The sequence below is a fragment of the Caballeronia grimmiae genome, assembly GCF_022879615.1.
Taxonomy (GTDB): Bacteria; Pseudomonadota; Gammaproteobacteria; order Burkholderiales; family Burkholderiaceae; genus Caballeronia; species Caballeronia grimmiae.
Genome location: NZ_CP084272.1, coordinates 32,600 through 57,701, shown reverse-complemented (window position 1 = coordinate 57,701; position 25,102 = coordinate 32,600). Strand labels below are relative to the sequence as shown.

21 protein-coding genes and 1 CRISPR repeat array (1 of these 22 only partly in view) are annotated in these 25,102 nt (G+C 62.5%); of the genes, 1 reads left to right on the top strand and 20 read right to left on the bottom strand.

Annotated elements, in window-relative coordinates; translation table 11 throughout:
• Positions 1–27: 27 nt before the first annotated feature.
• From LDZ21_RS14010 to LDZ21_RS13965, 10 genes are all read right to left on the bottom strand, one after another.
• A complete protein-coding gene (locus tag LDZ21_RS14010; protein WP_244795456.1) occupies positions 28–882 on the bottom strand; it encodes a glycine betaine ABC transporter substrate-binding protein in 855 nt (284 codons plus the stop codon).
• A gap of 107 nt (positions 883–989) precedes the next feature.
• A complete protein-coding gene (locus tag LDZ21_RS14005; RefSeq protein WP_244795853.1) occupies positions 990–2,168 on the bottom strand; it encodes an FAD-binding oxidoreductase in 1,179 nt (392 codons plus the stop codon).
• Positions 2,169–2,191: 23 nt separating this feature from the next.
• Complete coding sequence (locus tag LDZ21_RS14000; RefSeq protein ID WP_244795455.1) at positions 2,192–3,487, bottom strand: aromatic ring-hydroxylating oxygenase subunit alpha; 1,296 nt, start codon at positions 3,485–3,487, stop codon at positions 2,192–2,194.
• A 69-nt stretch (positions 3,488–3,556) separates the two neighbouring features.
• Positions 3,557–4,315, bottom strand: a complete 759-nt coding sequence (locus LDZ21_RS13995; protein WP_244795454.1) for an electron transfer flavoprotein subunit beta/FixA family protein — start codon at positions 4,313–4,315, stop codon at positions 3,557–3,559.
• The gene (locus LDZ21_RS13990) at positions 4,312–5,475 is read right to left on the bottom strand and encodes an electron transfer flavoprotein subunit alpha/FixB family protein (RefSeq protein WP_244795453.1); all 1,164 of its coding nucleotides are present in this window, start codon (positions 5,473–5,475) and stop codon (positions 4,312–4,314) included. The genes LDZ21_RS13995 and LDZ21_RS13990 overlap by 4 nt, the downstream gene beginning before the upstream one ends.
• Positions 5,476–5,478: 3 nt before the next feature.
• Complete coding sequence (locus tag LDZ21_RS13985) at positions 5,479–7,392, bottom strand: (Fe-S)-binding protein (protein WP_244795452.1); 1,914 nt, start codon at positions 7,390–7,392, stop codon at positions 5,479–5,481.
• Positions 7,393–7,404: 12 nt separating this feature from the next.
• On the bottom strand, positions 7,405–9,468 hold the full coding sequence (locus tag LDZ21_RS13980) for an NADH:flavin oxidoreductase (protein ID WP_244795451.1): 2,064 nt from the start codon (positions 9,466–9,468) through the stop codon (positions 7,405–7,407).
• A 45-nt stretch (positions 9,469–9,513) separates the two neighbouring features.
• Complete coding sequence (locus LDZ21_RS13975; RefSeq protein WP_244795450.1) at positions 9,514–10,056, bottom strand: DUF5943 domain-containing protein; 543 nt, start codon at positions 10,054–10,056, stop codon at positions 9,514–9,516.
• A 22-nt stretch (positions 10,057–10,078) separates the two neighbouring features.
• Positions 10,079–11,050: a dipeptidase gene (locus LDZ21_RS13970; RefSeq protein WP_244795449.1), complete on the bottom strand. Its 972-nt coding sequence runs from the start codon at positions 11,048–11,050 to the stop codon at positions 10,079–10,081.
• Between the two features lie 19 nt (positions 11,051–11,069).
• A complete protein-coding gene (locus tag LDZ21_RS13965) occupies positions 11,070–12,344 on the bottom strand; it encodes a serine hydroxymethyltransferase (protein ID WP_244795448.1) in 1,275 nt (424 codons plus the stop codon).
• Between the two features lie 412 nt (positions 12,345–12,756).
• Here LDZ21_RS13965 and LDZ21_RS13960 point away from each other — a divergent pair, with 412 nt between their 5' ends.
• Positions 12,757–13,752 carry a GlxA family transcriptional regulator gene (locus LDZ21_RS13960; RefSeq protein WP_035962800.1) on the top strand — a complete coding sequence of 332 codons (996 nt, stop codon included), beginning with the start codon at positions 12,757–12,759 and terminating at the stop codon, positions 13,750–13,752.
• 54 nt (positions 13,753–13,806) lie between these two features.
• On the opposite strand, the gene fdhA is transcribed toward LDZ21_RS13960, so the two are convergent.
• From fdhA to cas3, 10 genes are all read right to left on the bottom strand, one after another.
• The gene (fdhA, locus tag LDZ21_RS13955; RefSeq protein ID WP_244795447.1) at positions 13,807–15,003 is read right to left on the bottom strand and encodes a formaldehyde dehydrogenase, glutathione-independent; all 1,197 of its coding nucleotides are present in this window, start codon (positions 15,001–15,003) and stop codon (positions 13,807–13,809) included.
• An 806-nt stretch (positions 15,004–15,809) separates the two neighbouring features.
• Entirely contained in the window at positions 15,810–16,109 is a 300-nt protein-coding gene (gene cas2e / locus LDZ21_RS13950; RefSeq protein ID WP_244795446.1) for a type I-E CRISPR-associated endoribonuclease Cas2e, read from the bottom strand.
• Complete coding sequence (locus tag LDZ21_RS13945; protein ID WP_244795445.1) at positions 16,081–16,527, bottom strand: CRISPR-associated endonuclease Cas1; 447 nt, start codon at positions 16,525–16,527, stop codon at positions 16,081–16,083. The genes cas2e and LDZ21_RS13945 overlap by 29 nt, the downstream gene beginning before the upstream one ends.
• A gap of 110 nt (positions 16,528–16,637) precedes the next feature.
• Positions 16,638–16,901, bottom strand: a complete 264-nt coding sequence (locus LDZ21_RS13940) for a CRISPR-associated endonuclease Cas1 (protein ID WP_244795444.1) — start codon at positions 16,899–16,901, stop codon at positions 16,638–16,640.
• A gap of 79 nt (positions 16,902–16,980) precedes the next feature.
• Positions 16,981–17,769: a type I-E CRISPR-associated protein Cas6/Cse3/CasE gene (cas6e, locus tag LDZ21_RS13935; RefSeq protein ID WP_244795443.1), complete on the bottom strand. Its 789-nt coding sequence runs from the start codon at positions 17,767–17,769 to the stop codon at positions 16,981–16,983.
• Entirely contained in the window at positions 17,756–18,517 is a 762-nt protein-coding gene (cas5e, locus tag LDZ21_RS13930; RefSeq protein WP_244795442.1) for a type I-E CRISPR-associated protein Cas5/CasD, read from the bottom strand. The genes cas6e and cas5e overlap by 14 nt, the downstream gene beginning before the upstream one ends.
• A 1-nt stretch (position 18,518) precedes the next feature.
• Complete coding sequence (cas7e, locus tag LDZ21_RS13925) at positions 18,519–19,694, bottom strand: type I-E CRISPR-associated protein Cas7/Cse4/CasC (RefSeq protein ID WP_244795441.1); 1,176 nt, start codon at positions 19,692–19,694, stop codon at positions 18,519–18,521.
• A 51-nt stretch (positions 19,695–19,745) separates the two neighbouring features.
• Positions 19,746–20,330: a type I-E CRISPR-associated protein Cse2/CasB gene (gene casB, locus LDZ21_RS13920; RefSeq protein WP_244795440.1), complete on the bottom strand. Its 585-nt coding sequence runs from the start codon at positions 20,328–20,330 to the stop codon at positions 19,746–19,748.
• The gene (locus LDZ21_RS13915; protein ID WP_244795439.1) at positions 20,331–21,548 is read right to left on the bottom strand and encodes a type I-E CRISPR-associated protein Cse1/CasA; all 1,218 of its coding nucleotides are present in this window, start codon (positions 21,546–21,548) and stop codon (positions 20,331–20,333) included.
• Positions 21,549–21,922: 374 nt separating this feature from the next.
• Complete coding sequence (gene cas3, locus LDZ21_RS13910) at positions 21,923–24,520, bottom strand: CRISPR-associated helicase Cas3' (RefSeq protein WP_244795438.1); 2,598 nt, start codon at positions 24,518–24,520, stop codon at positions 21,923–21,925.
• Between the two features lie 393 nt (positions 24,521–24,913).
• Positions 24,914–25,102: direct repeats of the CRISPR family, unit length 28 nt; unit sequence GGTTCCTCCGCATGCGCGGAGATAGACC; it runs 815 nt beyond the window's last position.

The following is a 25,102-nucleotide window of genomic DNA, read 5'->3' as shown; positions in this document are numbered from 1 at the left end:
TCTTCATCGCTAAGCCTGCAACCCGGCTTACTTGACCCAGCTATCCACCCGGTCTCCATGCGCGCTGATCCACGCATCGGCGGCTGCGGTGGGCTTTTCGCCGTTCTGCGTCGCGAGCATCACGCTATCGATTTCACCCGGCTTCCACTGGAACTTCTTCAGGAACGCGACCACTGGCGGCGCCTTCTTTTCCAGTTCTGGATTCACGACGCTGTCGACATGCTCCGCTTCGCCGAACACCTTCTTCGGGTCTTCGAGGAACTTGAGCTTGTACTTGGCGAACATCCAGTGGGGCTTCCAGCCCGTCACGATGATCGGCTTCTTCGCTGCTTCCGAGCGCGCCAGTTCCGCCGTCATCGCGCTGCCCGAACTCGGCATCAGCTTGTAATCGAGGTTATAGGCCTTGATCGCCTCGCTCGTCTTTTGCATGACGCCCGCACCCGCGTCGATGCCGACGATGCGCGAATCGAACTCCGCCTTCTTCGCTTCGAGATCGGTCAGGCTTGATACATCGACGTTCTCAGGCACGATCAGCCCGATCTTCGCGTCGTTGAAGTTCGGACCGAGATTCACGACCTTCGACTTGAAGTTGTTCCAGTACGCGCCATGCGTGACCGGCAGCCATGCGGACAGCGTCGCATCCAGATCGCCGCGCGCCACGCCTTGCCACATGACACCCGCCGCGACCGGCACGAGCTGCACCTGATAGCCAAGCCGCTTCTCGATGATGCGCGCCGCCACGTTCGACGTCGCCACACTGTCGTCCCAGCCTTCGACGTAGCCGATCTTGATGGTCGGCTTCGTATCGGCGCTTGCCCCCATGCTCGCTGCAAGGGCCGCACTCATCGCGCCCAGCACGAACAGTCTTCTCATCGCTTTCATATGGTTTCCCCTTTGCGGCCCCACGCCGTGCACTCAGAATCGCCAGCCAGAATAGTGCTGTAACGCGCTTTTGCGACATCCAGTTGTCAAGAAACGACGCCCGGTTTCTACTTGTCGACGACGAGATCGCTCAGTGGCTTGCTGCAACACAGCAGCACCATGCCCTGATCGATCTCGCGCTGACGAATGCCGCCCGCATGCTTCATCGCGACTTCGCCGGATACGAGCTTCACCTTGCACGTGCCGCACATGCCCTGCGTACACGACGACGGCAATCGCACGCCCGCTTTCTTCGCGGCGTCGAGCACGTGTTCGCCACTGCCGCATTCGATCTCGCGCCGGCTCTTGGCGAACGCGACCTTGTATGTCGTGTCGGCGGGCGCGGGCGCGAAGTCGCTGGTTTCGACGAATTCGCTATCGGTGGCGATGGCATCGGCGACATGAGCGGTCGTCAGTTGCGATGCGACTTCAGCGATCGTTTCGAACGAGAAACTCTCTTCGTGATAGTGCTTGCGATCGAAGCCGCCTTCATCGAGCAGATTGCGCACCGCTTGCATATAAGGTGCGGGACCGCACGTGAACACTTCGCGATCGAGATAATCCGGTGCAATCAGCTTGAGCAGCGGCAAGCTCAAAAACCCCGTGATTCCGGGCCAATTCGTGCGCGCACCGACGCGCTCGCAAACGAACGCGGTGCGGAAGTTCGCGTGATTCGATGCGATGAGATCGAGCTCGCGCGCGAAGATGATGTCGTCCGGCGTGCGTGCGCTGTGCACGAACACGATGTCGGCATCGTCTCCCAGTTCATGATGCGCGCGGCTCATCGACATGAGCGGCGTAATGCCCGATCCCGCCGACAGAAACAGAAACTTGCGCGCCGGATGCCGCGCACACGTGAACTCGCCCGACGGCCCGAGCACACGCACGCGCGCCCCTGCAACCACATTGTCATGCAGCCAGTTCGACACCTTTCCGCCCGGCACGCGCTTCACGGTGATGGAGATGGTATGCGGGCGCGTCGGCGCGGACGAGATCGTGTAGCAGCGGTTGACTGGCTCGCCGTCGATATCCAGTTCGAGTGTGATGAACTGCCCCGGCTCGAACACGAACGCGCGTTCATCGGGCGCCTTGAAGAAAAAGCTCTTCACGTCATGCGTTTCCTGCCGCACATGACAGCAGACGAGCGTGTCGTCGACGTCGCTATTCCAGCGCGCGGGCAGCGCGCCCCAGAACTTCGGCTGGGTCACGCGGCTCTTCGTCGGCTCGAACGTGGCCTGATCGCGCATCATGATGTGCCTCTCTAACGCGCTTAGCGCATGAAGGAAACGATTTTCTCGCCATGCGATGCGAGTTGCTCGTCGGGCGTGTTCGCGTAGCTGTCCAGCCGCCCGATGTACCACTCGCAGAACTTCTCGACGAGTCCTTCCGTAAAGGGCGAATACGGGCCCGGCTGATACGCGCTGCTGGCCGCGCCGAGCTGCGAGTACTCGACGAGCGTGCGATCCTGCTCGTTGGTCGCGCGCCATACGGCCGTGAGATTGTCGACGTCGTAATCGATGCCTTCGCGTGCATCCTTGTGCACGAGCCACTTCGTGCGCACGAGCGTTTCGCCGGCGGACAGGGGGATTACGCTGAACGTGACGATGTGATCGCTCATGAAGTGATGCCACGAATTCGGCTGCGTCCAGAACGAAAGTCCGCCCAGATCCGCGCGTTCGAAGCCGCCCAGCAGCTTCCTGCAGGCGACCTTCGCGTCGAGCGTTTGCGATTCGCCATCGCGATCGAGCGGCAGGCGTTGCGTGCGGAAGCCGCTGACGAGATCGGACAGGCGCTCGATTTCAGCGGACGGCAGGTTCATCGCGTCCCATTGCTTCGCGCGTTCGACGACGGTGCGCTCGAACGCGGCCATGCCTTCTTCGTTCGCGGGCGAGCGTTGATAGCCGAAGCCGTATTCATAGAGCGAAATGGTCAGTTCGGGATGGTTCGCGACGCAGTGATAGCACTCGCGATTGTTCTCCATCGTGAGCTTCCAGTTGCCCTTTTCAACGAGATCGACGCTCGCCGCGATCTTGCAATCCTTCAGGCCGTGCGGCAGTAGATACGGCTCCATCGCTTCGCGCAGGACGGCGAAATCGGCGGGCGGTTCATCGGCGAGACAGATGAAGATGAGGCCCGCTAGATTCTCCACATAAACTTTCTTCAGGCTGTGCTTGCAGCGGTCGAACTGGTCGCCCATGTGCTCGGCGAACATGAGATCGCCGTTCAGGCCATACGTCCAGCTGTGATACGGACACACGATATTGCCGAGCGAACCTTTCTCCTGGTTGCACAGGCGCGCGCCGCGATGACGGCACACATTATGGAACGCGCGGATCTGCATGTCGTCGTCGCGCACGATCAGGATCGAATCGTTGCCGATATCGATCGTCGTGTAATCGCCGGGCTCGGGCACGTCCGGTTCCACCGCAACCTGAATCCAGTGCTGCCCGAAAATTGCCTTCATATCGAGCGCGTGAATCTCTTCGCTCGTATAGAACGGCGCTTCGAGCGTATAGCCCTTCTTGCGGCGTTCGATCATTGCGCGAACGTCTGCCGAAACTTTCATCGTGTGCTCCTGCATCGCTTTTTGGCCCGCTGTTGTGCCCGTTTGTCTGCCCGCCTGCTGCCGTCGAAATCAATAGTCGACGAGTTGATGCTCGCGCAAATACGCCAGAATCACTTGTGCTTTTTCGACGGAACTCCCTTCAATTACGACGCTGCCGCCACGGCTTTCCGTCGTCGTCGCGGAGAGCATGCGTGCGTGGCCCGTGCGCTTCTCCGGCGCGGCGAGGCGCTTCGGCTTCGCGGTGACAGGGCCGAGCGTCCACGCACTCTGTTCCTTGTCCAGCGGTGCGTTGGCCGCGACAGGCGCCACGCGCCCTTCCTTCATGCGCGCATACGCATAACGCGGTGCGGCGTTCGCCAGCGGATGGACCGCGACGAGCGCGGGCAGTTGCACCCGCACGCGGCGGCGCAAGCCCTTGGGCATGAACTGCCGCACTTCGACGCCTTCGTTCGTCACGCTGACATCCACTGCGGACCCGACGAGCGCAACGTTCAGCGCATCCGCGAGCTTGTAGGGCAGCGTGCCGCTATCGAATGCGCCTTCCGCACGCGTGCCCGTCATCACGAGGTCATAGCCTGAGAGACGTTGCGCGAGGGCGGCGCAGGCATCGCCCGATGTGTTGAGCACTTCGACGCGCGGCGCGCCCAGTGCGAGATATTCAGCAAGCGCGGGACTGCCCGGATCGCCGGCATGCAGCACGTCGAGTTGAGCGCCGTGCTGCTTCGCGATATCGAGGGCGATGGCGAGCGCCGCTGCATCGTTGCGGCTGTAGCGCGCCGTGCCGCTCACGGGATGACGTCCCACGGATACGAGTACGGCGATCTTCATGCGAACGCTCCTTCCGCCAGCGATGTTTCGACGATCGACGCCCCGTTTGCACGCGATGCACGCGCGGCAGCGGCTGCATCGGTGAGCGCCTTGATGGTCTCTTGCGTATCCGCGACGATCGTGAGATTCGCGCGCTTGGCAATGGGCGCGCTCGCATCCAGATTCACGGCGATCACGTGACGGCAATCCTTGATGCCCTGCAAGTGCTGCACCGCGCCCGAGATGCCGAACGCGATATAAACGCTTGCTTCGACGGTCTTGCCGGTCGCGCCGATCTGCTTGTCGCGCGTGAATTTGCCGTCATCGACGGCGACACGGCTCGCACCGATCGCCGCGCCGAGCGTCGAGGCCAACGCTTCGAACGCGGGGATATCGGTCACGCCATTGCCCGCCGAGATGATGAAGTCCGCTTCTTCGAGCGCGACTTGCGCGGCATCCATTTCTTCGATGCCGAGATCGACGTAGGCGCTCTCGACGGCAGCGGGCACGATGCCTTCGCTCTGCACGCGCTCGCCGGCGCCGACGAAAGGCAACTTCGCATCTACGGCGTTCGGCGCGAGCAGAACGACATCGGGCAATGCGCGCGAGGCGACTGCACGGCCCGCCAACGCATATGAAGCAACATGCGACGCATCCAGCTCCACGACATGCGTGGCGATGCTGGCGTCCGCGTGCGCGGCGTAACGGCGGCCGAGGTCGCCATCGCCGGTTGCGTTGTCCGGCATGAAGACATGCGCGGGCGCAAACGCCGCGACGCATGCCGCAAGCGCACGCAGTTCATCATCGGGCGCATAGCGGCGGCGATCGAACGCTTCGAGTTCGATATAGCGGTCCGCACCGAGCGATGCAGCATCTTCGCTGAACGCGCCGAACGCGATCAGCACGACTTCGGTTTCATCGTCCGCAAGCAAGGCGGCAGCGGCGAGCGCCTGGCGCGCGTGATCGTCGAGCGCGCCGCGGTCGGTGTGCGCCGCGATGAGCAAGGCACGGCGCGCGAGCTTCGTCGTGCGGCGCGGCTTGACCGCATCGTGATGCGCGGCATGCGTCGAAGCAAAGTCGAGCATCGCGCCGGTGCCGATCTCGCCGAGCGTGATGCGCCTGAGTCCTGCCGTCGTGACGACGAAAGGCCGGCGCGGATCGATTCTTTTGATCGTGTTCATGCGTTACTCCAGCGCTGCGGCGACCAGCTCCGCCACGTCGAGCACTTCGGGACGAGGACCGACCACGCCTTCGAGCATCGCGGTGCATTGCGGACAACCGACGGCGACCACTTCCGCGCCCGTTGCCTTCGCATCGCCGATGCGGATGTCCGGAATGCGCTGCTTGCCGGGGATATCCGTCAACGGCGCACCGCCGCCACCGCCGCAGCATCGCGCACGCATGCCGTGACGCTCCATCTCCACCACCTTGATGCCGATGGTCTTCAGCAGCTTGCGCGGCGCTTCGGTTTCGCCGTTATAGCGGCCGAGGTAGCACGGATCGTGATACGTGATCTTCTTGTCGGCGAGCACCGCAGCGGCCTTCGGCGTGAGCTTGCCGCTCGCCACCAGTTCCGCCATGAACGCCGTGTGATGCTGCACTTCGTAGAAGCCGCCGAGCGCGCGGTATTCGTTGCGCAGGCTATGCAGCACGTGCGGGTCCGCCGTCACGATGCGCCTGAACGAATAGCGCGAGAGCGTGTCCATGAGCTTCGCGGCGCATTGCTGGAAGGTGGCTTCGTCGCCGAGACGGCGAGCCGTGTCGCCCGTATCGGTTTCCGCGCTGCCGAGCACCGCGTAATCGACGCCCGCCTTGTTCAGCACCTTTGCGAAGGCACGCAGCGTGCGTTGATAGCGCATGTCGAACGCGCCTTCGCCTGCTATCAGCAACACGTCCACCATGCGGCCCGGCTGGGCGACCTGCACCTGCAAATCAACGGACCAGTCATAGCGCGCGCCGATGTCATAGCCGTTCGCGCTGCCCGTCTCGCGCAGATTCGCGAGCGTGATCGGGCCTTTGCCCGGCACGTTGCCTTCGACGAGCGTCTGGTTGCGGCGCATGTCGACGATCGCATCGACATGCTCGATCAGCATCGGGCACTCCTGCACGCAAGCGCGGCACGTCGTGCAGGACCAGATGGTGTCGGCTTCGATCATGCTCGAGATGAGCGGCTTGCCCGGCGCGCCCGCATGCTTGCCGACCGGGATGCCCGGCGTGGGACTGCCTGCATACGCGGCATCCGTGCCGCCGACCATGCCCGTCACCAGGTCCTGAATCAGCTTCTTCGGGTTGAGCGGCTGACCCGATGCAAACGCGGGGCATGCGGCTTCGCATTTTCCGCACTGCACGCATGCATCGAAACTCAGCAGTTGGTTCCAGCGAAATTCGATCGGCTTGCCGACGCCATACTCCTTCGCATCGAGCACGGGCATCTTCAGTGCCGTGGGCGGCACCACGTCCTGATCGTGCTTCGCCTTGAAGCGCTCCTGCCGCGGATGAAACGCGAGATGGAGGAGACCTGCCATCGCGTGCTTCATCGGTCCGCCGCGCGCCGCGCCGAAGGTCATCGTGTAGGCGCCCGCGCCGATCAGCAATGCGACGATGATCGCGAGCGCACCGGACATCCACGTTGCAGGCAACAGCATGAACAGCGCGAGGCCGAGCGCGAACGAGCCGAGCAGAAGCGGCAGGCTGTCCCACGGTCCACGCGACAGACGCGCGGGCACCGCCTTCGCGCCGTGCCTGCGCCGGTAGACGAACACCGCGCCAACGAACATGATGAGCGCCGCGACAAAGATCGCCTTGTCGAGCCACGGCGAATAGATGGCGAGGCCGTAGTTGAGGAACACGAGCGCCATCGCGAGGATCGCGCCGCCCGCTGTCGCGACGTGCGTTCTTGCGATATACGGATCGCGCGCAACGACATGATGCAGGTCCACGAAATAGCGCTTGGGGATGGTCAGCAGATTGCCCCATCCATAAGCGCCCGCCACGGTCGCGCGCCCTTCGCGCCAGTACGCCGCGCGCCTCATGATGGCGAAGGCGAGGCCCGCGACCGAGGCCCACAGCAAGACGGTGATGACAAACACGGGATTCATCGCGCAATGCCCTCAAAAGTCCTTGCAAAGACGCAGCGCGTCGTAAATCGCGCCGTGGATGTTGTGCATCGAGATGCAGTCGCCGACGCGGAACAGCAGGAATCGCCCGTTGCCGAGCTCTTCGGACAGGCACGGCTGCGCCTCCGATGCGAAGAGCTTGTGCACATCCACTTGTCCGCGATTGAGCGACTCGGACTTGAGCTTCCAGTACAGCGCATCGTTGGGCGTGCTGCCGTTTTCGATCACGACCTGATCCACCGCGCGCTCTTCCTGCTCTTCCGTGTACTCGTTGCGCAGCACGGCGATCTTCTTGCCGTCTTCCTCGTACACCTTGTCGAGCCAGTAATTCGGCGTGTGGATGACGCCTTGCGCATAGAGGCGTCGATAGAAGATGGGGAACGTGGTGCCGCCGACGTCGTCCGCGACTTTCACATCGGGCGTCACGATCTCGACATTCGATCCGCGCGACGAGATGAAATCCGCGACGCCCGCGCCCGCATGCGTGCTCACGCCGTCATAGACGAGCACGTTCTTGCCCGGCTCGACCTTGCCCGAAAGAATGTCCCACGAACTCACAGCGAGTCCCCGATCGACGCCCCATGCGGGCACCTGATCCGTGAACGATGAACCGCCCGTTGCAAGCACGATGATGTCCGGCTTCTCGGCCATGATCGCCTTGTCGTCCGCTGCGACACCGAGACGGCGGTCCACGCCAAGGCGCTTCGTTTCCATGTCGAACCAGCGCACGATGCCCGCCATCTGCTCGCGCTGCGGCGCTTTCGCGGCGAGCATGATCTGCCCGCCGACGTAATCGTTCTTCTCGAACAGCACGACGTCGTGCCCACGCGACCTCGCCACGCGCGCTGCTTCAAGTCCGGCCGGGCCAGCCCCGACGACGACGACCTTGCGCTTCGGCCCGCGCGACTTCTCGATGACATGCGGCATCGTCGCTTCACGCGAGGTCGCGGCGTTCTGCACGCACAGCACATCGAGCCCGTTGTACTGGCGGTCGATGCAGTAGTTCGCGCCGACGCATTGCTTGATCTCGTCCTCGCGGCCATCGCGAATCTTGATGACCATATGCGGGTCGGCAATCTGCGCGCGCGTCATGCCGACGAGATCGACCATGCCGTTCGCGAGCAGGCGCTCGGCCTGGCCCGCATCGCGGATGCTTTGCGCGTGCATGATCGGCAGCTTCACCACCGACTTGATGCCCGCCGCAAGATGCACGAACGGCTCGGGCGGCAGCGCCATCGGCGGCATGCAGTTGGCGAGCGTGTTGTGCGTATCCGCGCCCGAACCGATCACGCCGATGTAATCGATAAGGCCGGTTTCGGCCATCGCTTGTGCGATTTCCTTCAGTTGCTCGTGATCGAGCCCGTCTTCGTGGAACTCGTCGCCGCACATGCGCAGGCCCACGCAGAAGTCCGCGCCGACCGCTTCGCGCACGGCCTTCAGCACTTCGACACCGAAACGCAGGCGGTTTTGCAGCGAGCCGCCCCATTCATCGGTACGAAAGTTGGTGCGCGGGCTCCAGAACTGGTCGATCAAATGCTGGTGCGCCGCCGATATCTCGATGCCGTCCATGCCCGCATCCTTCACGCGCTTTGCAGCCGCCGCGAAGTCTTCGATGATGCGGCGAATCTCTTCGATTTCGATGATCTTCGCGTTGCCGCGATGCACCGGCTCGCGCACACCCGATGGCGACATCAGATGCGGCCAGCTCTCGCCGTGCCATGCCGAGCGGCGGCCCATGTGCGTCGCCTGGATCATGATCTTCGCGCCATGACGATGCATCGCTTCAGCGAGGCGCGCGAGCGGGTCGATGATCTTGTCCGTCGACAGGTTCACCGACTTCCACCACCCTTGCGGGCTGTCGATGGACACCGGGCTCGATCCGCCGCAGACGGCGAGTCCCACGCCGCCCTTCGCCTTTTCCTCGTAATAGCGGATGTAGCGGTCGCCGGGCAAGCCGCCCGGTTCTGCATACACCTCCGCGTGCGCGGTGCTGACGATGCGGTTACGCAGGGTCAGCTTGTTCAGCGTGAGTGGCTTGAAAAGGTTCGGGTAACGCATGACGGGAGACCTCGAATTGATATGCGTTAATGCTTGCTGTGCGTGCTATGCGTGAAGCTGGATCGGCGACACTTCGAACACGCAATGGTCGTGGCCTTCCGCCGCGCATTGCGTTTCGATGGAACGCGAGCGCGGACCCTTCTTCGTGCTGTCGGGTACGGTGTCGTTCACCCAGTCCATCGCGCCCGCGAACCATCCGGCGAACATGTAGCAGAGCTTGCCCTGCTTGCCCGGCTGCGCGAGCACGAAAGACGAATGACGCAAATGGACGCGCGCCATTGCGCTTTGCGGGTCCGATTCGACGATATCGAAGAGACCCCAGCCGCGTTGCGAAAGACGCTTCAGGTAGTGCTCGAACACCGCCATGCCGGCGATACCGTGCTTCGCGGCTTCCTTGTCGCACCAGTGATACGCGGACTTGTAACCCGCCTTAGAGAGAATCTCGGCGTACGTCTCGCGTCCGAGCGCTTCTTCGACGGCCACGTGGTTGTTCGTGAAGAAATGGCGCGGCACGTACAGCATCGGCAGCGCGTCGGTGGTCCAGACGCCGGTTTGCGCGTCGACGTCGATAGGCAGTTGCGGTTGCATCGCGGGTTTCCTTATTGATTGTTTAGACGTGCCACACTTCGCCGAATACGCGCAGCCAGTTCTCGCCCATCACCTTCTTGATGCGCGCTTCGCTCCAGCCCGCGCGCTGCATCGCGGCGGTCAGATTCGGAAACTCGCCGATCGTGCGAATGCCTTCCGGATTCACGACCTTGCCGAAGTTCGTCAGCCGGCGATAACGGCCCTTATCGTGCGTGATCCAGTCGAAGAACTCGGTGCTGTAGCCTTGCGTGAAGTCCGTGCCGATGCCGACCTTGTCTTCGCCGATCACATCGATCACGTATTCGATCGCTTCGAGATAGTCGTCGACATTTGCCTCCGCGCCGCGCTTCAGGAACGGTGCGAACATCGTCACACCGACGAAGCCGTTGGCGTCGGCAATTTCCTTGAGCTGCTCGTCGGTCTTGTTGCGCGGATGTTCCTTCAGCCCCGACGGGCAGCAATGCGAATACGTCACGGGCTTTTTCGAACACGCGATTGCATCCGATGACGTCTTCGCGCCGACATGCGAAAGATCCACCAGGATGCCCACGCGGTTCATCTCCTGGATCACTTCGCGGCCATAGCCCGAGAGACCACCATCGGCCTCATAACAGCCGGTGCCGACGAGATTCTGCGTGTTGTAGCAAAGCTGAACGACGTTCACGCCCAGTTCCTTGAATACCTCGATATAGCCGAGGTTGTCCTCGAACGCATACGAGTTCTGGAAGCCGAAGATGATCCCGGTCTTGTTCTCCTTCTTCGCGCGCAGGATGTCGTCGGTCGTGCGCACCAGCGTGAGAATCTCGCTGTATTCGCGGATCTGCTGCTTCATTTCCGCGATGTTGTCGATCGTCTTCTGAAAGTCTTCCCATACCGAGACCGTGCAGTTGACGGCCGTCACGCCGCCCTTGCGCATGTCCTCGAACACGGAGCGCTCGAACTTCGAGATGTTGAGACCGTCGATGATGATGCTGTCGTCGTGCAAAGTGCTCATCGCTTGTTGCTCCGTGTTCTCAGTAGATGGGGAAGCGCTCGCACAGCGCAAAGATCTGGCGGCGCACGCGTTGTTCGGTTTGCGGATCGCCTTCCGGATGCTCACGCAGCGAGTCGAATACTTCGAGAATGAGGCGGCCGGTTTCGCGGAATTCGTTCACGCCGAAGCCGCGCGTCGTGCCGGCGGGCGTGCCCAGGCGAATGCCCGATGTGACCGTGGGCTTTTCCGTGTCGAACGGAATGCCGTTCTTGTTGCACGTGATGCCCGCGCGTTCCAGCGCCTGTTCCACCTGATTGCCCTTGAGGCCCTTCGGACGCAAATCGACGAGCAACAAGTGGTTGTCGGTGCCGCCCGTAACGAGATCGACGCCGCCTGCCTTCAGCACTTCGCCGAGCGCCTGTGCATTGGCGAGCACGTCGTCGATATAAGTCTTGAATGAAGGCTGCAACGCTTCGCCGAACGCGACGGCCTTGCCCGCGATCACGTGCATCAGCGGGCCGCCTTGCAGCCCCGGAAACACGGCTGAATTGATCTTCTTGGCGATGTCCTCGTCGTTCGTCAGGACAAAGCCGCCGCGCGGGCCGCGCAGCGTCTTGTGCGTCGTGGAAGTCACTACGTGTGCATGGTCGACCGGGTTCTCGTGGCGGCCCGCTGCGATGATGCCTGCGATATGCGCCATATCGACCATGAGCTTCGCGCCCGCCGCGTCGGCGATGGCGCGCAGGCGCTTGAAGTCCAGCTTGCGCGGATACGCCGAGAAGCCCGCGATCAGGAGCGACGGCTTGTGCTGCTGCGCGAGCTCTTCGATCTGCTCGTAGTCGATCAGCATGGTGTCGCGATTCACGCCGTACTGCACCGCGTTGAACCACTTGCCCGAGAGCGCCGGCTTCGCGCCGTGCGTCAGGTGGCCGCCTGCATCAAGCGACATGCCGAGCACGGTATCGCCCGGCTTCGCGAGCGCGAGCATCACCGCGCCATTGGCCTGCGCGCCCGAATGCGGCTGCACATTGGCGAACTTCGCGTTGAACAGTTGCTTGATGCGGTCGATCGCGAGCGTTTCCACTTCATCGACGAATTCGCAGCCGCCGTAATAGCGCTTGCCCGGATACCCTTCCGCGTACTTGTTCGTGAGCACGGAACCTTGCGCTTCCAGCACGGCGCGCGACACTATGTTTTCCGACGCGATCAGCTCGACTTGCGATTGCTGTCGTTCCAGCTCGCGCAGGATCGCACCGCGCACCGAGGCGTCCCGCGTGGCGAGCGGCGCGTCGAAGAAGGGATTCGAGTTAGACATTGAGAGGTCCGGGGTCAGTAGAAGGACGGTCGGTGGATGAAGCTCGCGCTTTCATCGTTGCGTCTATTCTTGACCTTCGTCTTCCCGGTCAATTTATGAATTTAGACGCGTTCTTTACCTTTTCCGACATGCGCGTCTGTTTTCGACAAGTGCCGAACCGGCTTTGGGTGTAGTGGCGTTTTTAGTACGCTCGCGCTGCACGCTGGCGGAACGATCGTGCGCCGGGTCAGTGCTTGTGCACGACCGTGCGCGCCGCCCTAGTGCGTCGGTTTCAACGAAACGAAGGCGCCGCCCCGCCTATTCAGGGTTTAGCCCGATGGCATGCAAGTTGCACTCGTTATCACAATGCAGGAGTGGCACAAGGCCGCAGCCACGGCGTTAAACAAATAGATTCCAAGGAATCAATTTCCCCATGTCTTCCGATCGCACGGCGGCACTGACGCACTTCGCGTTCATGCCGCTGCCCAACTTCACGATGATGGCGTTCACCAACGCGATCGAAGTGCTTCGCATGGCGAACTATCTGACGGGGCAGCCGTTGTATCGGTGGTCCATCGTCAGTCCCGAAGGCGGGCCGGTGACGGCCAGCAACGGGCTATCCGTCGATACGGGGCCGGTGGAATGCGTGGGACAGCCGGATATCGTGTTCGTGGTCGGCGGCATCGACGTGCAGCGTGCGACGACGCCCGCGCATCTGTCCGCATTGCGACGCTTTGCGCGCACGGGCAGCATGCTCGGCAGCCTTTGCACCGGAACGTATGCGCTCGCCCGCGCCGGCTTGCTGGCGGGCTATGCTTGCGCGATTCATTGGGAGAACATGTCCGCGCTCAAGGAAGAGTTTCCGGATACGCGTTTCCTGAAGGAACTGTTCGTCATCGACCGTGATCGCGTGACGTGCACGGGCGGCGTTGCACCGCTCGATATGATGCTGAACCTGATCGCGGCGCGCGTCGGCACGGCGCGCGTGACGCAGATTGCAGAGCAGTTCATCGTCGAACACGTGCGGGATACGAGCGCGCAGCAACGCATGCCGCTCGTCGCGCGGCTCGGATCAGCGAACAAGTCCTTGTTCGAAGTCATTTCGCTGATGGAGAACAACATCGAAGAGCCGCTGTCGCGCGAAGAACTCGCGCGGCTGGCCGGCATGTCGCAAAGGCAATTGCAGCGGCTTTTCCGCGAGCATCTCGGCATGACGCCGACGCATTACTATCTGACGCTGCGCCTGCGCCGCGCGCGCGAGTTGCTGCTGCAGACGGATATGTCCATCATGCACATTACGATGGCTTGCGGGTTTCAGTCAGCTTGCCATTTCTCGAAGAGTTATCGCGATGCGTTCGGCACTGCGCCGACGCGCGAGCGAAGGAAGCAGGCGCCGTCCCTGAGCGCGGTGCCGGTTATGGCGGCCTGACGACTTGCTCTGCTGCAAAAAAAAGCGCCTCTTTTCAGAGGCGCTTTTGCTTTCTCAGGCCGCCTTGAGCAAGCCGTGCGGATCGAGCACGAACTTGCGCGGCGCGCCGCCATCGAACTTGCGATAACCATCCGGCGCTTCATCGAGCGAAATCACCGACACGTTCACGATATCCGCGATTGGCAGACGGTCCCACAGAATCGCCTGCATCAGGTTGCGGTTGTACTTCATCACCGGCGTCTGGCCGGTATGAAACGAATGCGACTTCGCCCAGCCGAGGCCGAAGCGGATGCTCAGGCTGCCTCGTTTGGCGGCGGCATCGGCGGCGCCGGGATCGTCGGTCACGTAGAGACCCGGAATGCCGATCGCGCCTGCCGGCTTGGTGATTTCCATCAGCGAATTGAGGACCGTGGCCGGCGCTTCCTCGTTGTGTTCGTTGCCATGGCCATGTGCTTCGAAGCCGACGCAATCGACGGCGCAATCGACTTCGGGCTTGCCGAGAATCTGCTCGATCTGTTCGGCAAGCGTCGCGTCCTTCGACAAATCGATCGTCTCGAAGCCCATCTTGCGCGCGTGCGCGAGGCGCTCCTCGTTCATGTCGCCGACGATCGTGCATGCCGCGCCCAGCAAACGCGCCGATGCCGCCGCCGCCATCCCGACAGGCCCCGCGCCCGCGATATAAACCGTTGCGCCCGGTTTCACGCCTGCCATGACCGCGCCGTGGTAGCCGGTAGGGAGGATGTCCGAGAGGCAGGTGAGGTCGCGAATCTTCGACATCGCCTGAGCCTTGTCGGGGAACTTGAGCAGGTTGAAGTCGGCGTACGGGACCATGACGTACTCGGCCTGTCCGCCGATCCAGCCGCCCATGTCGACATAGCCATACGCACCGCCTGCGCGCGACGGGTTCACATTGAGGCACACGCCCGTGTGTTGCGCCTTGCACGTGGGGCAGCGTCCGCATGCGACGTTGAAGGGCACGGAGACGAGATCGCCGATGGACAGCGTCTCCACGTCGCGCCCGATTTCGATGACTTCGCCGGTGATCTCGTGTCCGAGCACGAGGCCGACTTCGGCGGTCGTGCGGCCGCGGACCATGTGTTGATCGGACCCGCAGATGTTGGTGCTGACGACTTTGAGAATGACGCCGTGGCCGATGTCCCGGCCACGCGGATCGACCATCCTCGGATAGTCGATGGACTGGACCTCGACCTTGCCCTGACCGAGATATACGACGCCGCGATTGGTGCTCATTGATACGTCTCCTTGGATTCGTGAACGGCAGGCGCGGGCTTTCTCTCTGCGTGCGATGCTCGCGGCCCTGAAGGGAGAGTAGGGGGTTTTAGCGGCGTTCGATGGGGGGAATGCGACGCGGGGTTGGTTGAGAGCGACTTTTTGAGGGCGTGGATTGGTCGCTTTTGCTTGCGGTTGTGGTGAGGTTGGGGCTGTTGCGGTGCGGTTGGGGGAATCGGGATCAGCGATGGAGCGAATCAGATGTAGCCAGCAGGATTTGACTCGACAGACAACGTCCGATGACTTCTTGTTCAGTCTCGGTCGCCCCCCTTTCTTGCAAGCTGCTTTTAGCCGGCCAGGGAAGCCCATGAGACTTCAAGAAGTGATGCCACGAGGGACGAAACAGACGGCGATGCATCGGTCACTGTCTGTCCGGTCCAGTATCGGCTGATACAAATCAGACGACGAAGGGGCTGGCTTCGGGCATGTGGAGGAAGCCGGCTTGACCGTCTCCTTGACGGCTTCCACTTGGGTGAATCTCCGCGCACGCGGAGGAACCGTCATGTCTCGTGAAGCCGCCGCACTTCTTCAGGGTCTATCTCCGCGCACGTGGAGGAACCGCAGCATTGAGCGCCGGGCAGCGATAGCCGCTGGGTCTATCTCCGCGCACGCGGAGGAACCGAGGAGGAAGGCACCGCGTTCAGCTTCACGATGGGTCTATCTCCGCGCACGCGGAGGAACCTCTCCCACATAACCCCATGAAACCAACCCCGAAACCCGCCACCCGATCCACCAAGAATCGCTAATTTCTAAAGAACGCCAACCGCCTACCTCAACCCGCGTCTAACCAGATACATCCCGTCCACATCCACCAGTTCCCTCACCGGCGCGCCCAATTGCGCGATACCAACGCCACCGACGGCGTCCAGTTCCCGCCACACCATCACGATGCTGCCCCTCGGTTCGTGTCCATGCCAGTCAGCCAGCACCGACCACGTCCGCTCGCGCACGCCCTTGTTCATCCGTGGCGCGACGTACACGCCCGTCGACACCTCCAGCATCACCGACGCCAAGTACCCGCGAAACCTGTCGGCCACGTCACGCGTCACCACCACGACCAGCGCCATCCGTCTCCTCCAGCTTTTCCTCGAGCCGCAACACCTGCTTGATGCGATCGATCATCGCGGGAATGATCTGCTGCTTGCGAAACACGCGCGCCGCCTCGCGTCGAACGAGCCGGTCGATCGTCTTGTCGCTGCGCTGCGCCTCCTTGACTGCGGCGAAGGCGATCGAAAGCGTCACGTCATCGCGGAAAAGATCGGCAATATCGAGCACGAAAGCCTGGCCGGAATCCTCGTGAATAAAGCCGAGCTGAGGCACAGCCGCAAGCGCGTGAACGGCGATCGCCGCCGCCTGCACAGCCGTCGCCGCATGATTGATGGCTTGATTCGCCATGTCGGCGGCGTCGGGGTTCGCGGGATCGTAACGCCGCCCCTGCCAGTCGATGCCGAATTGCTGCGCGCGCAGCCGATAAATCGCCTTCACGCGCGCCCCTTCTATGCCCCGCAGCGTGTCCAAATCGCGATGCGGAAGCACTTCCCGAGGCGCAGTGCATACATGTGCCGCGCGACAGCCACGCGGCGTCGCGCACTGCCTCACAGCTCCGCTTGCCGCCGCGCGTCATCGGAACGATCCGGCATCAGCGGCGGCGCCGTGTAACTGCGCACACCGCTCGCGCCGACCGCCGCGAGCAACGTGCCATGACGCGCGAGCAGACGCAGCGCATCATGGGTCACGCTGCCGCCGGGGCCGAGCAGCATCATCGATACCGACTGGTGCGGAATCTGATCGACGTACTGCCCACTCGTGAAATGCAGGCATCCGTCAATGACGCCGAGTTCGCCTCGCTCCAGCCACACCAATCCATGACGATCCGCATGAGGCACGCGGGATGTGTCGAGCCCTAGCCGCCCCTTGAGCACGCGCGGGCCTCGACGATCAGTCGTCCACGGACGCTGGCTTCAGCAAAAGCATGCCAAACCCGAACGCCCGATGCCGCCCAATTCCGTGCCTGAGCAAATTCGCGAACGCATCGGAATCTTCAACGCGCAAATGGCCGCTGAGAACCGCGTCCGGGCCATTGATGACGCGCGGCTGTCTCGGCTTGCCGTTGCCATTGCCATTGCCGCTACCGTCGCCCGAACCAGCTTGCGTGCGGCGAATCACGGGCGTGAGTCGAAACCGCGTCATGCGCGCTTCGACCAGACTCGCCGCTCCGCTCGATTGCAGCCGTTCGCCGAGCCATTCGACATAAGCCGCTTCGCGACGCAGCACGTGCTCATCGGCTTCTTCGTCGATCGGAATTCTGAAGGCATCCCGTTCCCGTCCATGCTTGCATTGCGCGTCCTTGCTGCGCCGGACCGGTCGCACGCGCACGTCGAAACCCAACACGCGCCCAGCCTGCCATTGCGCCGGAAACGAGCGAATGTTGAGACCGGGGCTATGCGGGCCTGCGTCGAGTCCGAGCGCATCCGCGAGGTCCGGCGCGGCGCATAGCCCGCTCGCCTCGCGCAGCGCATCGCCGGAATGGGCCGTGTATGCGAGCAGTCCGGCTCGCTCGTCCCGATAGTAAAAAGGCTTCGGCGCAAGCGAGCCGAACACCGCGCTCAACGCCGCGTGAAAGGCGTAGCCCAGGTCGCCGCCGGGCGGTAGCAAGCCATGCCGCGACGCCCACATCACGAACTTCTTCGGATCGGGCTGGCAATGAATCAGATTAAGGGCGGTCATACGGAAATTCCGGCGAAGTCGATGGATGCGCGAACGATGCCCGCTTCGCGCTTGCCTCCAGAACCGGACGCGATCCGCCGTGCACGTTGGTCCTCCAGTCGCGCTCGTCGCAGATGCCGCGAGCCTGTGCGCGCCCGTCCGGCATCGCGCCTTCGTTCGTTGGCCACTGCATGTGGAATGTGGCATTGTCGAAGCCTGCGGGCAGCGGCGCGTGCCGCAATGCCTCGAGCACATTGGCCGCATCGATGAAGCCCGCGAACACCCGCGCCGACGGCAGGCACGGCTTGCGTCCGATGAACAGCGGACGCATGGGCCGATCCAGTGCGCGCGCAATGTCGTCGAGCGTCGGCGTTTCGTTCGCCGGGTCGAGCCGCAGCGTCACGAGCGCGTCGAGGCCGGCGTGATAGTCGCGGTAGCGCAGGTGCGGGCTCTTGTAGGTCTCCGCGCTGCCTTCGCGGGACTCGGGATAGCCGAGCGTCGTCCAGCCGCTATCGTTCGCGCCGAGCTGAGCCGTCTGAAAGTCCCGCAGGCGCTCGCCGGAATGATCGAGCCGCGCGCCCATCACCATGCGCGCCTGCAGACGGTTGTGACGCTCGCTATCGCCGCGATCCCAGCCGAGCGCGTTCGCGATGAGTCCCGTGATCATCGACATGGCCGGGAAATCGCGGATCACGCCATAGTTGTCGACTACCTCGCCGCCGAACGCGATAAGCGGCGCACGCAAGCGCATCAGCAAGTGACGCCGCATGTCACGCACCCTTCACGATGCGCGTTTGCACCCACTTGGCGAGCCTGTCGAGTGACATGTGCTCCGCGTTGGGAATATCCGCATCGTCCAGCGCGAGGTAGGCGCGATCCAGCTTGCCGTAGGCGGCGTCGTGCTTCTTCACTTCCTGCGCGAGGCGCTCGATGGCGTCGGTGCGGATCTCTTTGTCCGCCAGCCGCAACGCAGTCTCGAATGCGCCGCTCAGGCTGCGCGGCTGCCAGTCACCTGTCTCCACCAGCATGAGACTCGCGTGGCCGAACGGCGCAGTGGAACCGCGCTTGGCGCCGGGGCTGACTGTCGCGATCAGATGCAACAAGTGATGAACCACCTCAGCCGCAAGCTCACGCCGCTCGGACGGCGCTTCGAAGCACTCGCCCGCCGCGATGCCTGCGAGATTCGCCACCAGTTGCGGCACGTCGACCACGACGTACCCGTAGTAAAGACCCGAAGCGAGTTCGGTGTCGAAGATGCCGGCCGAACCTAGCTCGCCCGCTTCACGCCGCAAGTCATCGACGACAGTGAAGTAATCGTTCTCCACCTGCGCCTCGTGCACCGTGAACGCATGCGCGACGTAGACGGCGGCATCGCGCTGCGCAAGCACATCCGACGTCACCATGCGCCCGAAGAGCGCCGATTCGAGGCCGCTTCCATGCTTGAGCGCCTTGATGTTGTCCGACTCTTCCTTGAGGAACGCCGCGACTGCCGCCTTCAGTCCGTCTTCATCCTTATGATCGCGGGCAAGCGCCACGCAGTGCTTCACGAGGTAGTCGATTTCCGCTTTGCCGAGCAGCACCGCCTGGCCCGTTTCGGTCGCATCCTTGCCCTTGCGATCCTTCCCCGCCTTGTCGAGCAGCCCGCCAAAGCGCAAGGCTTCGACGGCTGCTTGCGCAAGCTCCTCGGAAACGCCATGCCCGACGATGTCATCGCGCATACGCGTCAACGTGATGCGAGAGCGGACCGCCATCGGCACGCCGAGCGTGGACAGCGCGTGATGATCCTCCGCGACGCGCCAGTGTCGCTTGAGACACTGCGACGAGATGCGCGTGCGCATGGCATTGCCCATGGGCAAGCGTTTTGCCAGGCCCGAGTCGTCGCGATTGAGCAGCGCCGCCGAGTAGCTGTGCAGCGTATGAATCTGGATGAAACGCGGATGCGCCATGTTTTGCCTTCCTGATTATTGTCCTGCTTTCTTCTTTCACCGATGTACGGTTCACTCTGTCCGCGGTGCGCTCTCGCCCGCAGAGAAGAATCCATACGCAATGTCCAGCCGCATCTTCTCCGCGATGCGCTGGCGCCTCGCATCGCGCGCCCCTTCGTTCAACACGAGTCTGCCAAGCTGCGCCCAGTTCGGCGCAACGTTTTGACTGTTCATTAAGCGAAGCACGCGTCGCAGTATCTGGAAGAACGCAGCGCCCCGTGCGTCGAGCAGCCTGTTCAGGCGCGCCTCCTTTACCCCGGCGCTGAACAGTTGCCGCCCAAGGCTGCTGCGAGCGCCGTTCCCGCGATCGTGTCCGGCAAGCGCAATGCCATAAGCGATGAATGCCCAGCGCCGCCATTCATCGTAGGTCCAGTTCGCGCAGTTCAGCTTTGCGCGCGCTGCGACGTGCATGATTGCGGCGACCTGCGCGGCGGTGAGTGTCTGCGCGTCCGGATTGAGCCGCTTCAGCGCGACGTAATCTTGCTTCGAAGCCTTGACTCCCTCGCGCGCGTCTTTCAGGAAAGCAGCGATTGCCTGCATCCGGTAGCCGAAGCCGGAACTTCCGGGCGACGGTGGAGTATCGGTCGTTGAGTCCATTCAAACCTCATTGAGTACTCTGTTCCAAAAGTGGCCGTGTCCCTTCTCCTTGAGCACGCGCGCCAGGGTCTGAAGAGGGTTCTTACCCGCGTGCAGTCCACCGAAAAACCGCGCCAATGCCGCGCTCTGCGCGCGGTACCGCCGCAGACTGGCGCGCGGACCGGCGACAAACGCACGAGTCAATACGTGCTCCGCGCGCTCGGCGAGGCCGGCAAGCGATTGCTCGTGCGCGAGTTGCCGTGCTTCGGTCGTGGGGGCATCGATTTCCACGATCAGGTCTTCGAAGAAGCGCCGGTCTTCCTCCTGCTCGAACGGACTCGCGAACCGGTCAGCCTTATCTTTTATGTGATCCGAGGCGGCGCTCTCGCCGTTGCCGAACAAGCCGCAGAGCGCACTCCACAGAACCTTGCGTACTGCCCCGATGATCGCAATGCGCCGTTCGGCAGCCTGAGCAAGCGGATCAGTCTCGCCGCTCAGATACGCCTGGCGCATGGCTTGCGAGACCGGTATGCGTCTTTCGTGATAGCCCTCGGTCTTGCCCTGCCCGCGGGCGATGGCTTGCGCAAGGAGCACGATGCCCTCTTTGCCATCGTCGTCGCTAATCTCGCGCGTGATGGTCGGAGCGAACTCGCCGGTGAACGCCAGTTTTGTCAGCAGCTTGTAATCAAAACCTCTCGCCCCGATGGACAGTGCTTTGCCCTCGACCACGGCGACTGGCGTCCACGCGTCGCCGGTTGCGCCCAAACGTTCCTTGGCCGCGATACGTGTCGTCTTGCTCGTGGTGGTGAGCGCACGCAGTGTTCCATTGACCGCGTTCAGCCGGACTCGCCGGCAGATTTCGATGTAGAACGGGTCGAGTTCGCTGAACGAGAGACTGCCTGCGCCATCCCAGGCGCGCAGCCAGACGAGCGCAACGCCGTTCTCTTCCTTGAACCCCTTGTCGTCGACGATTTCCTGACGATGATCGAGCAGCCGCCGCGCATCTCTTTGCCACCGCTTGCCCAAGCCGCCCTGCGGGACCGCGCCGAACGCCGGCCGGCTGGCGAAGCCGCCGTTCATGCGGGAAATGCCGTAGTTCCCCGCGCCGAGAAAACCTTCTTGCGTCTGCAAGCTGACGAGTGCGTAGAGCCAGTCTTCCGGCCGCGCGTGAATCATCCGTGCGGCCTTCACGTCATGGTTTCTGGATGTCACCAGCATATCCAGCGCATCGGGCGCCAAACGCGGCCTTTTCTTCCATGTGCGCGGCTCGCCTGGTTTGCAAGGCGCTTGCAATAAGGCCGGACGATCGTCGGGCGCGACGAGCGAGAACGCGGCGCCGTCGGGATCATTCGGTGTCAGCGCGAGAAGCGCCGCGCGCCATTGTTTTGCGGTGCCGAACGGCGCAGTCTGACCGGCGCCATGCAGGGTTATCGCCGCGAGTTGCGTCAGGAACGCATGCCACGGATGCCGCTGATGCGGTCTCAGCGCGGGGAAGTCGCGCACGGCGTCATCGGTCAGAGCGACGAAAAGCTCGGGCAAGGTGACATCGTGTGGCTGTCCTGAGGGATCGCGATAGCGCAGTACCGGATCGTCCAGCAAGCGGTGTTGAAGACTCATATCAGCCCTCTTCCTTGCGCGAGACGTTTCGGATTCTCGACGCCATATCGGCCATAGCGCAGCTGGATAGCATCGAGCGAAAATGCAAAACCGTCCGCATCGTGCGTAATGGCCGATGGTTGCGCGTCTGCACTCACGTCGCCGCGCAGAAGGTATTGAGGTATCACGATCTCCTCTACATCGACGCCGAAAGGGCCGGGTACGGGTGGATCAAACTTGATGAGGCGGTCGTCCGTACCGAGCCGCGTCGCGATACGACGTTCGTCATCCGGGAACGGAACGTCGGGGAAAGGCTTGCTGTAGTCCAGTGCTTGTGTGCGTGCGAGGGACCGCTCCGCGCCCTGCCCGCCTTCGAGCTCTTGACCATGTTTCTTCCACTTTGGTCCGAGTTCGTTCTCGATGGTCAGCAGGCAGTCGGGATGCGTCGCCCGTTCGACCAGCAGGCGGTTATCGCGGGGAATCACGCGGTATGGCGCTTCGTCGATGAGTCGGCGAGTCGCTTCGATCATGCGCAGATCGGTGTAGACGCCGCTGCCATTTTCGCGTCGCCCGAGCCCGTTGCGCGGCTTTTCGATGTATTCCTCGAGCGACTTGCCGACGGGCGTGAGCACCCATGCGTGCGCCTTCCGGAAACCTTCGGGCCGTTCACTCGCCTCGCGCTTATGCCGATGCAGACGCCCGATGCGTTGCAAGAGCACGTCCATCGGGCATAGGTCGGTAATCAGCAAATCAGCGTCGATATCCAGGCTCTGCTCGAGCGTCTGCGTGCCGACGACAATGCATCCCTCCCGCGACTCACGAGTCTTGCCGAGACGCGCCTCAACGGCGGCGTCGAGCAGCGGTCGATCCTGGCGGCTGAAGCGACCGTGATGCAGCGTTGCGACGTCACCGACCCTGAAGAGAAGCGCGTGATCGTCGAATTCGTCGATAAGACGCTCGATGGCCTTTTGCGTCTCGACTGCGGTCGGCACGGTGTTGCGAACGATGAGCACGCGTGCGCCCTGCTTCGCGGCATCGATCGCAAGACGTGCGATGCGCTCGAAATTGTGAGCCGAATCTGTGATTGCATCGAGCGTCGACCAATGGACGATTCTGGGCGCGCCATTGTCAGGCAATGCATGAATGACAGCGCCGTCAGTCAGTGCGGGATAAGGCGACGCGCAAGCCTGATCGACCGGGAGCGACGCGATGAGCGTCGAGGAATTCGGCGCGAGTCGCTGAAAGCGCGCTCGCTGCCGCGAGCCGAGCGTTGCAGACAGCAGCAGCGCGTGGCCGCCCGTGTTGAGGTGCGCGCTCAACACCTGCTCCAGCAATTGCGACATGTAAATATCGGACGCGTGCACTTCATCCACGACGAGCAACGAACGGCTCAGCAATGCGTGGCGCATATGTGCATGGCGCCGCATGAGTCCGGCGAGCAACACTTGATCGATCGTGCCTACCGCGATGGTTGCCGCCAGAAACCGCTTCGGCGATTCGGCCGCCCAGCGCGTGGCGGCTTTGGCGTCGTCGGGATTGTCGGACCACTGCGCCTCGAAATCGAGCATCGAGATGATGTGATTGCCATCGGCACTTTGATAGCCCGGAAGCGCACGAACGACGACCGGTGCATCCGACGGCCAAAGGCGGTCGACGCACCTTCGCACGCGCTCATAGACCTGTGTGGCAGCGGCACGCGTGGGCAACGCGAAGTAGAGCGAATCTACCTTGCGCTCGCTGAATAGGTGCAGGAAGCGCCATAGCGCGGCTTCGGTCTTGCCGCTGCCGGTTTCGGACTCGAGGATCAGCAAGGGTCCGAGTTCCTTGTCGCCCAGCATGCTTTGCATGGGATGCGGCGCTTTGACATTGAATGCGGCTTCGAAGGAGAACGGGCGTTGCGCGAGTTTCGTGCGCGCGATGCACGCATCGAGGTCGATGCTCGCTATGGCGTCTGCCGCGAGTTCAGCCGCCCGCGTGCGGGTTCGAGATGTGCCAGAGTCACTGTACGGGAAGAATAGACGGGTCGATCCCAGCCAGTCCGCGAACTGGACGACGCCCGCAAACAGATGAACAAACGCAGGTTTCGACGGCAGCCGCTCACCGGAAGATTCGAACGCGAGCGGAAAAGCCTGCTTCAACTGTTCGCCGATTTTCGCTATTGCATCTTCGGGGCTGTATAGTGCGGCGCCCTCACGGTCGCGCACCGGCTTCCAGATGATGGCGTCTTGCCCCAATGGTTTCGAGACCGGACGGCCATGATGCGCGAAACTTGCCAGCAGCAGAGAAAAGACGTCAGCGCCCCAGGTTTTGATGGATTCGAGCGGCAAGCGGAATTTGATGTCTTCGTCGCCAAGCAGCATGATGGCTTCCGCGCCGTGGCCCGCACGATGCGGCCAACCAGCCGGGGCGGAACCTTTCCAGCGTTTTGCCTGAAAGCCGCTGTTTGCCTTGCCGATGTCATGCAGATAGACGATGACCGCGAGACGCTCGATGTCTTGCTCGTTCAATGCTCGACCGGCAACGGTCTGGAAGGCATGGCGCAAGCGCGTGCGTTCTTTGACGGCTTCGATGAAACAGGCGGCGACGTCCAGCATGTGGTCGCCGAGGGGATGCATGGTCTCGCGGCCACAGTCGCTGGTACGCAGCTTTCCCCAAGCCTGTAGTTGATGCGCTGCCGTTTCCATTGTTGCGTCGTGTGGTCTGGATGCCGAGTTTTTTGCCTAAATCATTTACTTCGCTATGCTTAGGTTATCACTAGGATCGATCGTTTGACGGCGGTTCGAGTGTCAAAGTTGATCAATGATAAAGAGCAGGATTGTGAGGCGGTGGTTATTTGAATCGAGATTGCGATAGTTGCTTGTAGGCCGGGGTTGCGGCCACCTGCGCTCGCGCCGCTCGACGGCAGAGCTTGACGACGAATCTTCGCGTCACCATACTCGCGACTTGCTTCACATCCTGAACATCGAAATCGATGTTTGTTCTTTTACAACATGATGTTAGGTGGTAGAGGTTCCTCCGCATGCGCGGAGATAGACCTTCAGCAAGCGACGAATCCTCGATCGAACTCTGGGTTCCTCCGCATGCGCGGAGATAGACCCGCAGCGCATGCTCGATGAAGCAGGGCGGTCGTGGTTCCTCCGCATGCGCGGAGATAGACCGTACTGCGGGCTGCGAAGCTCCCGCCGGTATCGGGTTCC

Excerpts from the sequence above, each read along its gene's own strand:
- cas7e (WP_244795441.1), bottom strand. The coding sequence starts at position 19,694 with ATGGCGCATCCGCGTTTCATCCAGATTCATACGCTGCACAGCTACTCG.
- cas3 (WP_244795438.1), bottom strand. The coding sequence starts at position 24,520 with ATGCATCCCCTCGGCGACCACATGCTGGACGTCGCCGCCTGTTTCATC.
- LDZ21_RS13970 (WP_244795449.1), bottom strand. The coding sequence starts at position 11,050 with ATGAGCACTTTGCACGACGACAGCATCATCATCGACGGTCTCAACATC.
- cas2e (WP_244795446.1), bottom strand. The coding sequence starts at position 16,109 with ATGGCGCTGGTCGTGGTGGTGACGCGTGACGTGGCCGACAGGTTTCGC.
- LDZ21_RS13965 (WP_244795448.1), bottom strand. The coding sequence starts at position 12,344 with ATGTCTAACTCGAATCCCTTCTTCGACGCGCCGCTCGCCACGCGGGAC.
- cas6e (WP_244795443.1), bottom strand. The coding sequence starts at position 17,769 with ATGACCGCCCTTAATCTGATTCATTGCCAGCCCGATCCGAAGAAGTTC.
- LDZ21_RS13990 (WP_244795453.1), bottom strand. The coding sequence starts at position 5,475 with ATGAACACGATCAAAAGAATCGATCCGCGCCGGCCTTTCGTCGTCACG.
- LDZ21_RS13985 (WP_244795452.1), bottom strand. The coding sequence starts at position 7,392 with ATGAATCCCGTGTTTGTCATCACCGTCTTGCTGTGGGCCTCGGTCGCG.
- LDZ21_RS13995 (WP_244795454.1), bottom strand. The coding sequence starts at position 4,315 with ATGAAGATCGCCGTACTCGTATCCGTGGGACGTCATCCCGTGAGCGGC.
- LDZ21_RS14010 (WP_244795456.1), bottom strand. The coding sequence starts at position 882 with ATGAAAGCGATGAGAAGACTGTTCGTGCTGGGCGCGATGAGTGCGGCC.
- LDZ21_RS13980 (WP_244795451.1), bottom strand. The coding sequence starts at position 9,468 with ATGCGTTACCCGAACCTTTTCAAGCCACTCACGCTGAACAAGCTGACC.
- LDZ21_RS14005 (WP_244795853.1), bottom strand. The coding sequence starts at position 2,168 with ATGCGCGATCAGGCCACGTTCGAGCCGACGAAGAGCCGCGTGACCCAG.
- LDZ21_RS13960 (WP_035962800.1), top strand. The coding sequence starts at position 12,757 with ATGTCTTCCGATCGCACGGCGGCACTGACGCACTTCGCGTTCATGCCG.
- LDZ21_RS13975 (WP_244795450.1), bottom strand. The coding sequence starts at position 10,056 with ATGCAACCGCAACTGCCTATCGACGTCGACGCGCAAACCGGCGTCTGG.
- casB (WP_244795440.1), bottom strand. The coding sequence starts at position 20,330 with ATGGACTCAACGACCGATACTCCACCGTCGCCCGGAAGTTCCGGCTTC.
- LDZ21_RS14000 (WP_244795455.1), bottom strand. The coding sequence starts at position 3,487 with ATGAAAGTTTCGGCAGACGTTCGCGCAATGATCGAACGCCGCAAGAAG.
- fdhA (WP_244795447.1), bottom strand. The coding sequence starts at position 15,003 with ATGAGCACCAATCGCGGCGTCGTATATCTCGGTCAGGGCAAGGTCGAG.
- cas5e (WP_244795442.1), bottom strand. The coding sequence starts at position 18,517 with ATGCGGCGTCACTTGCTGATGCGCTTGCGTGCGCCGCTTATCGCGTTC.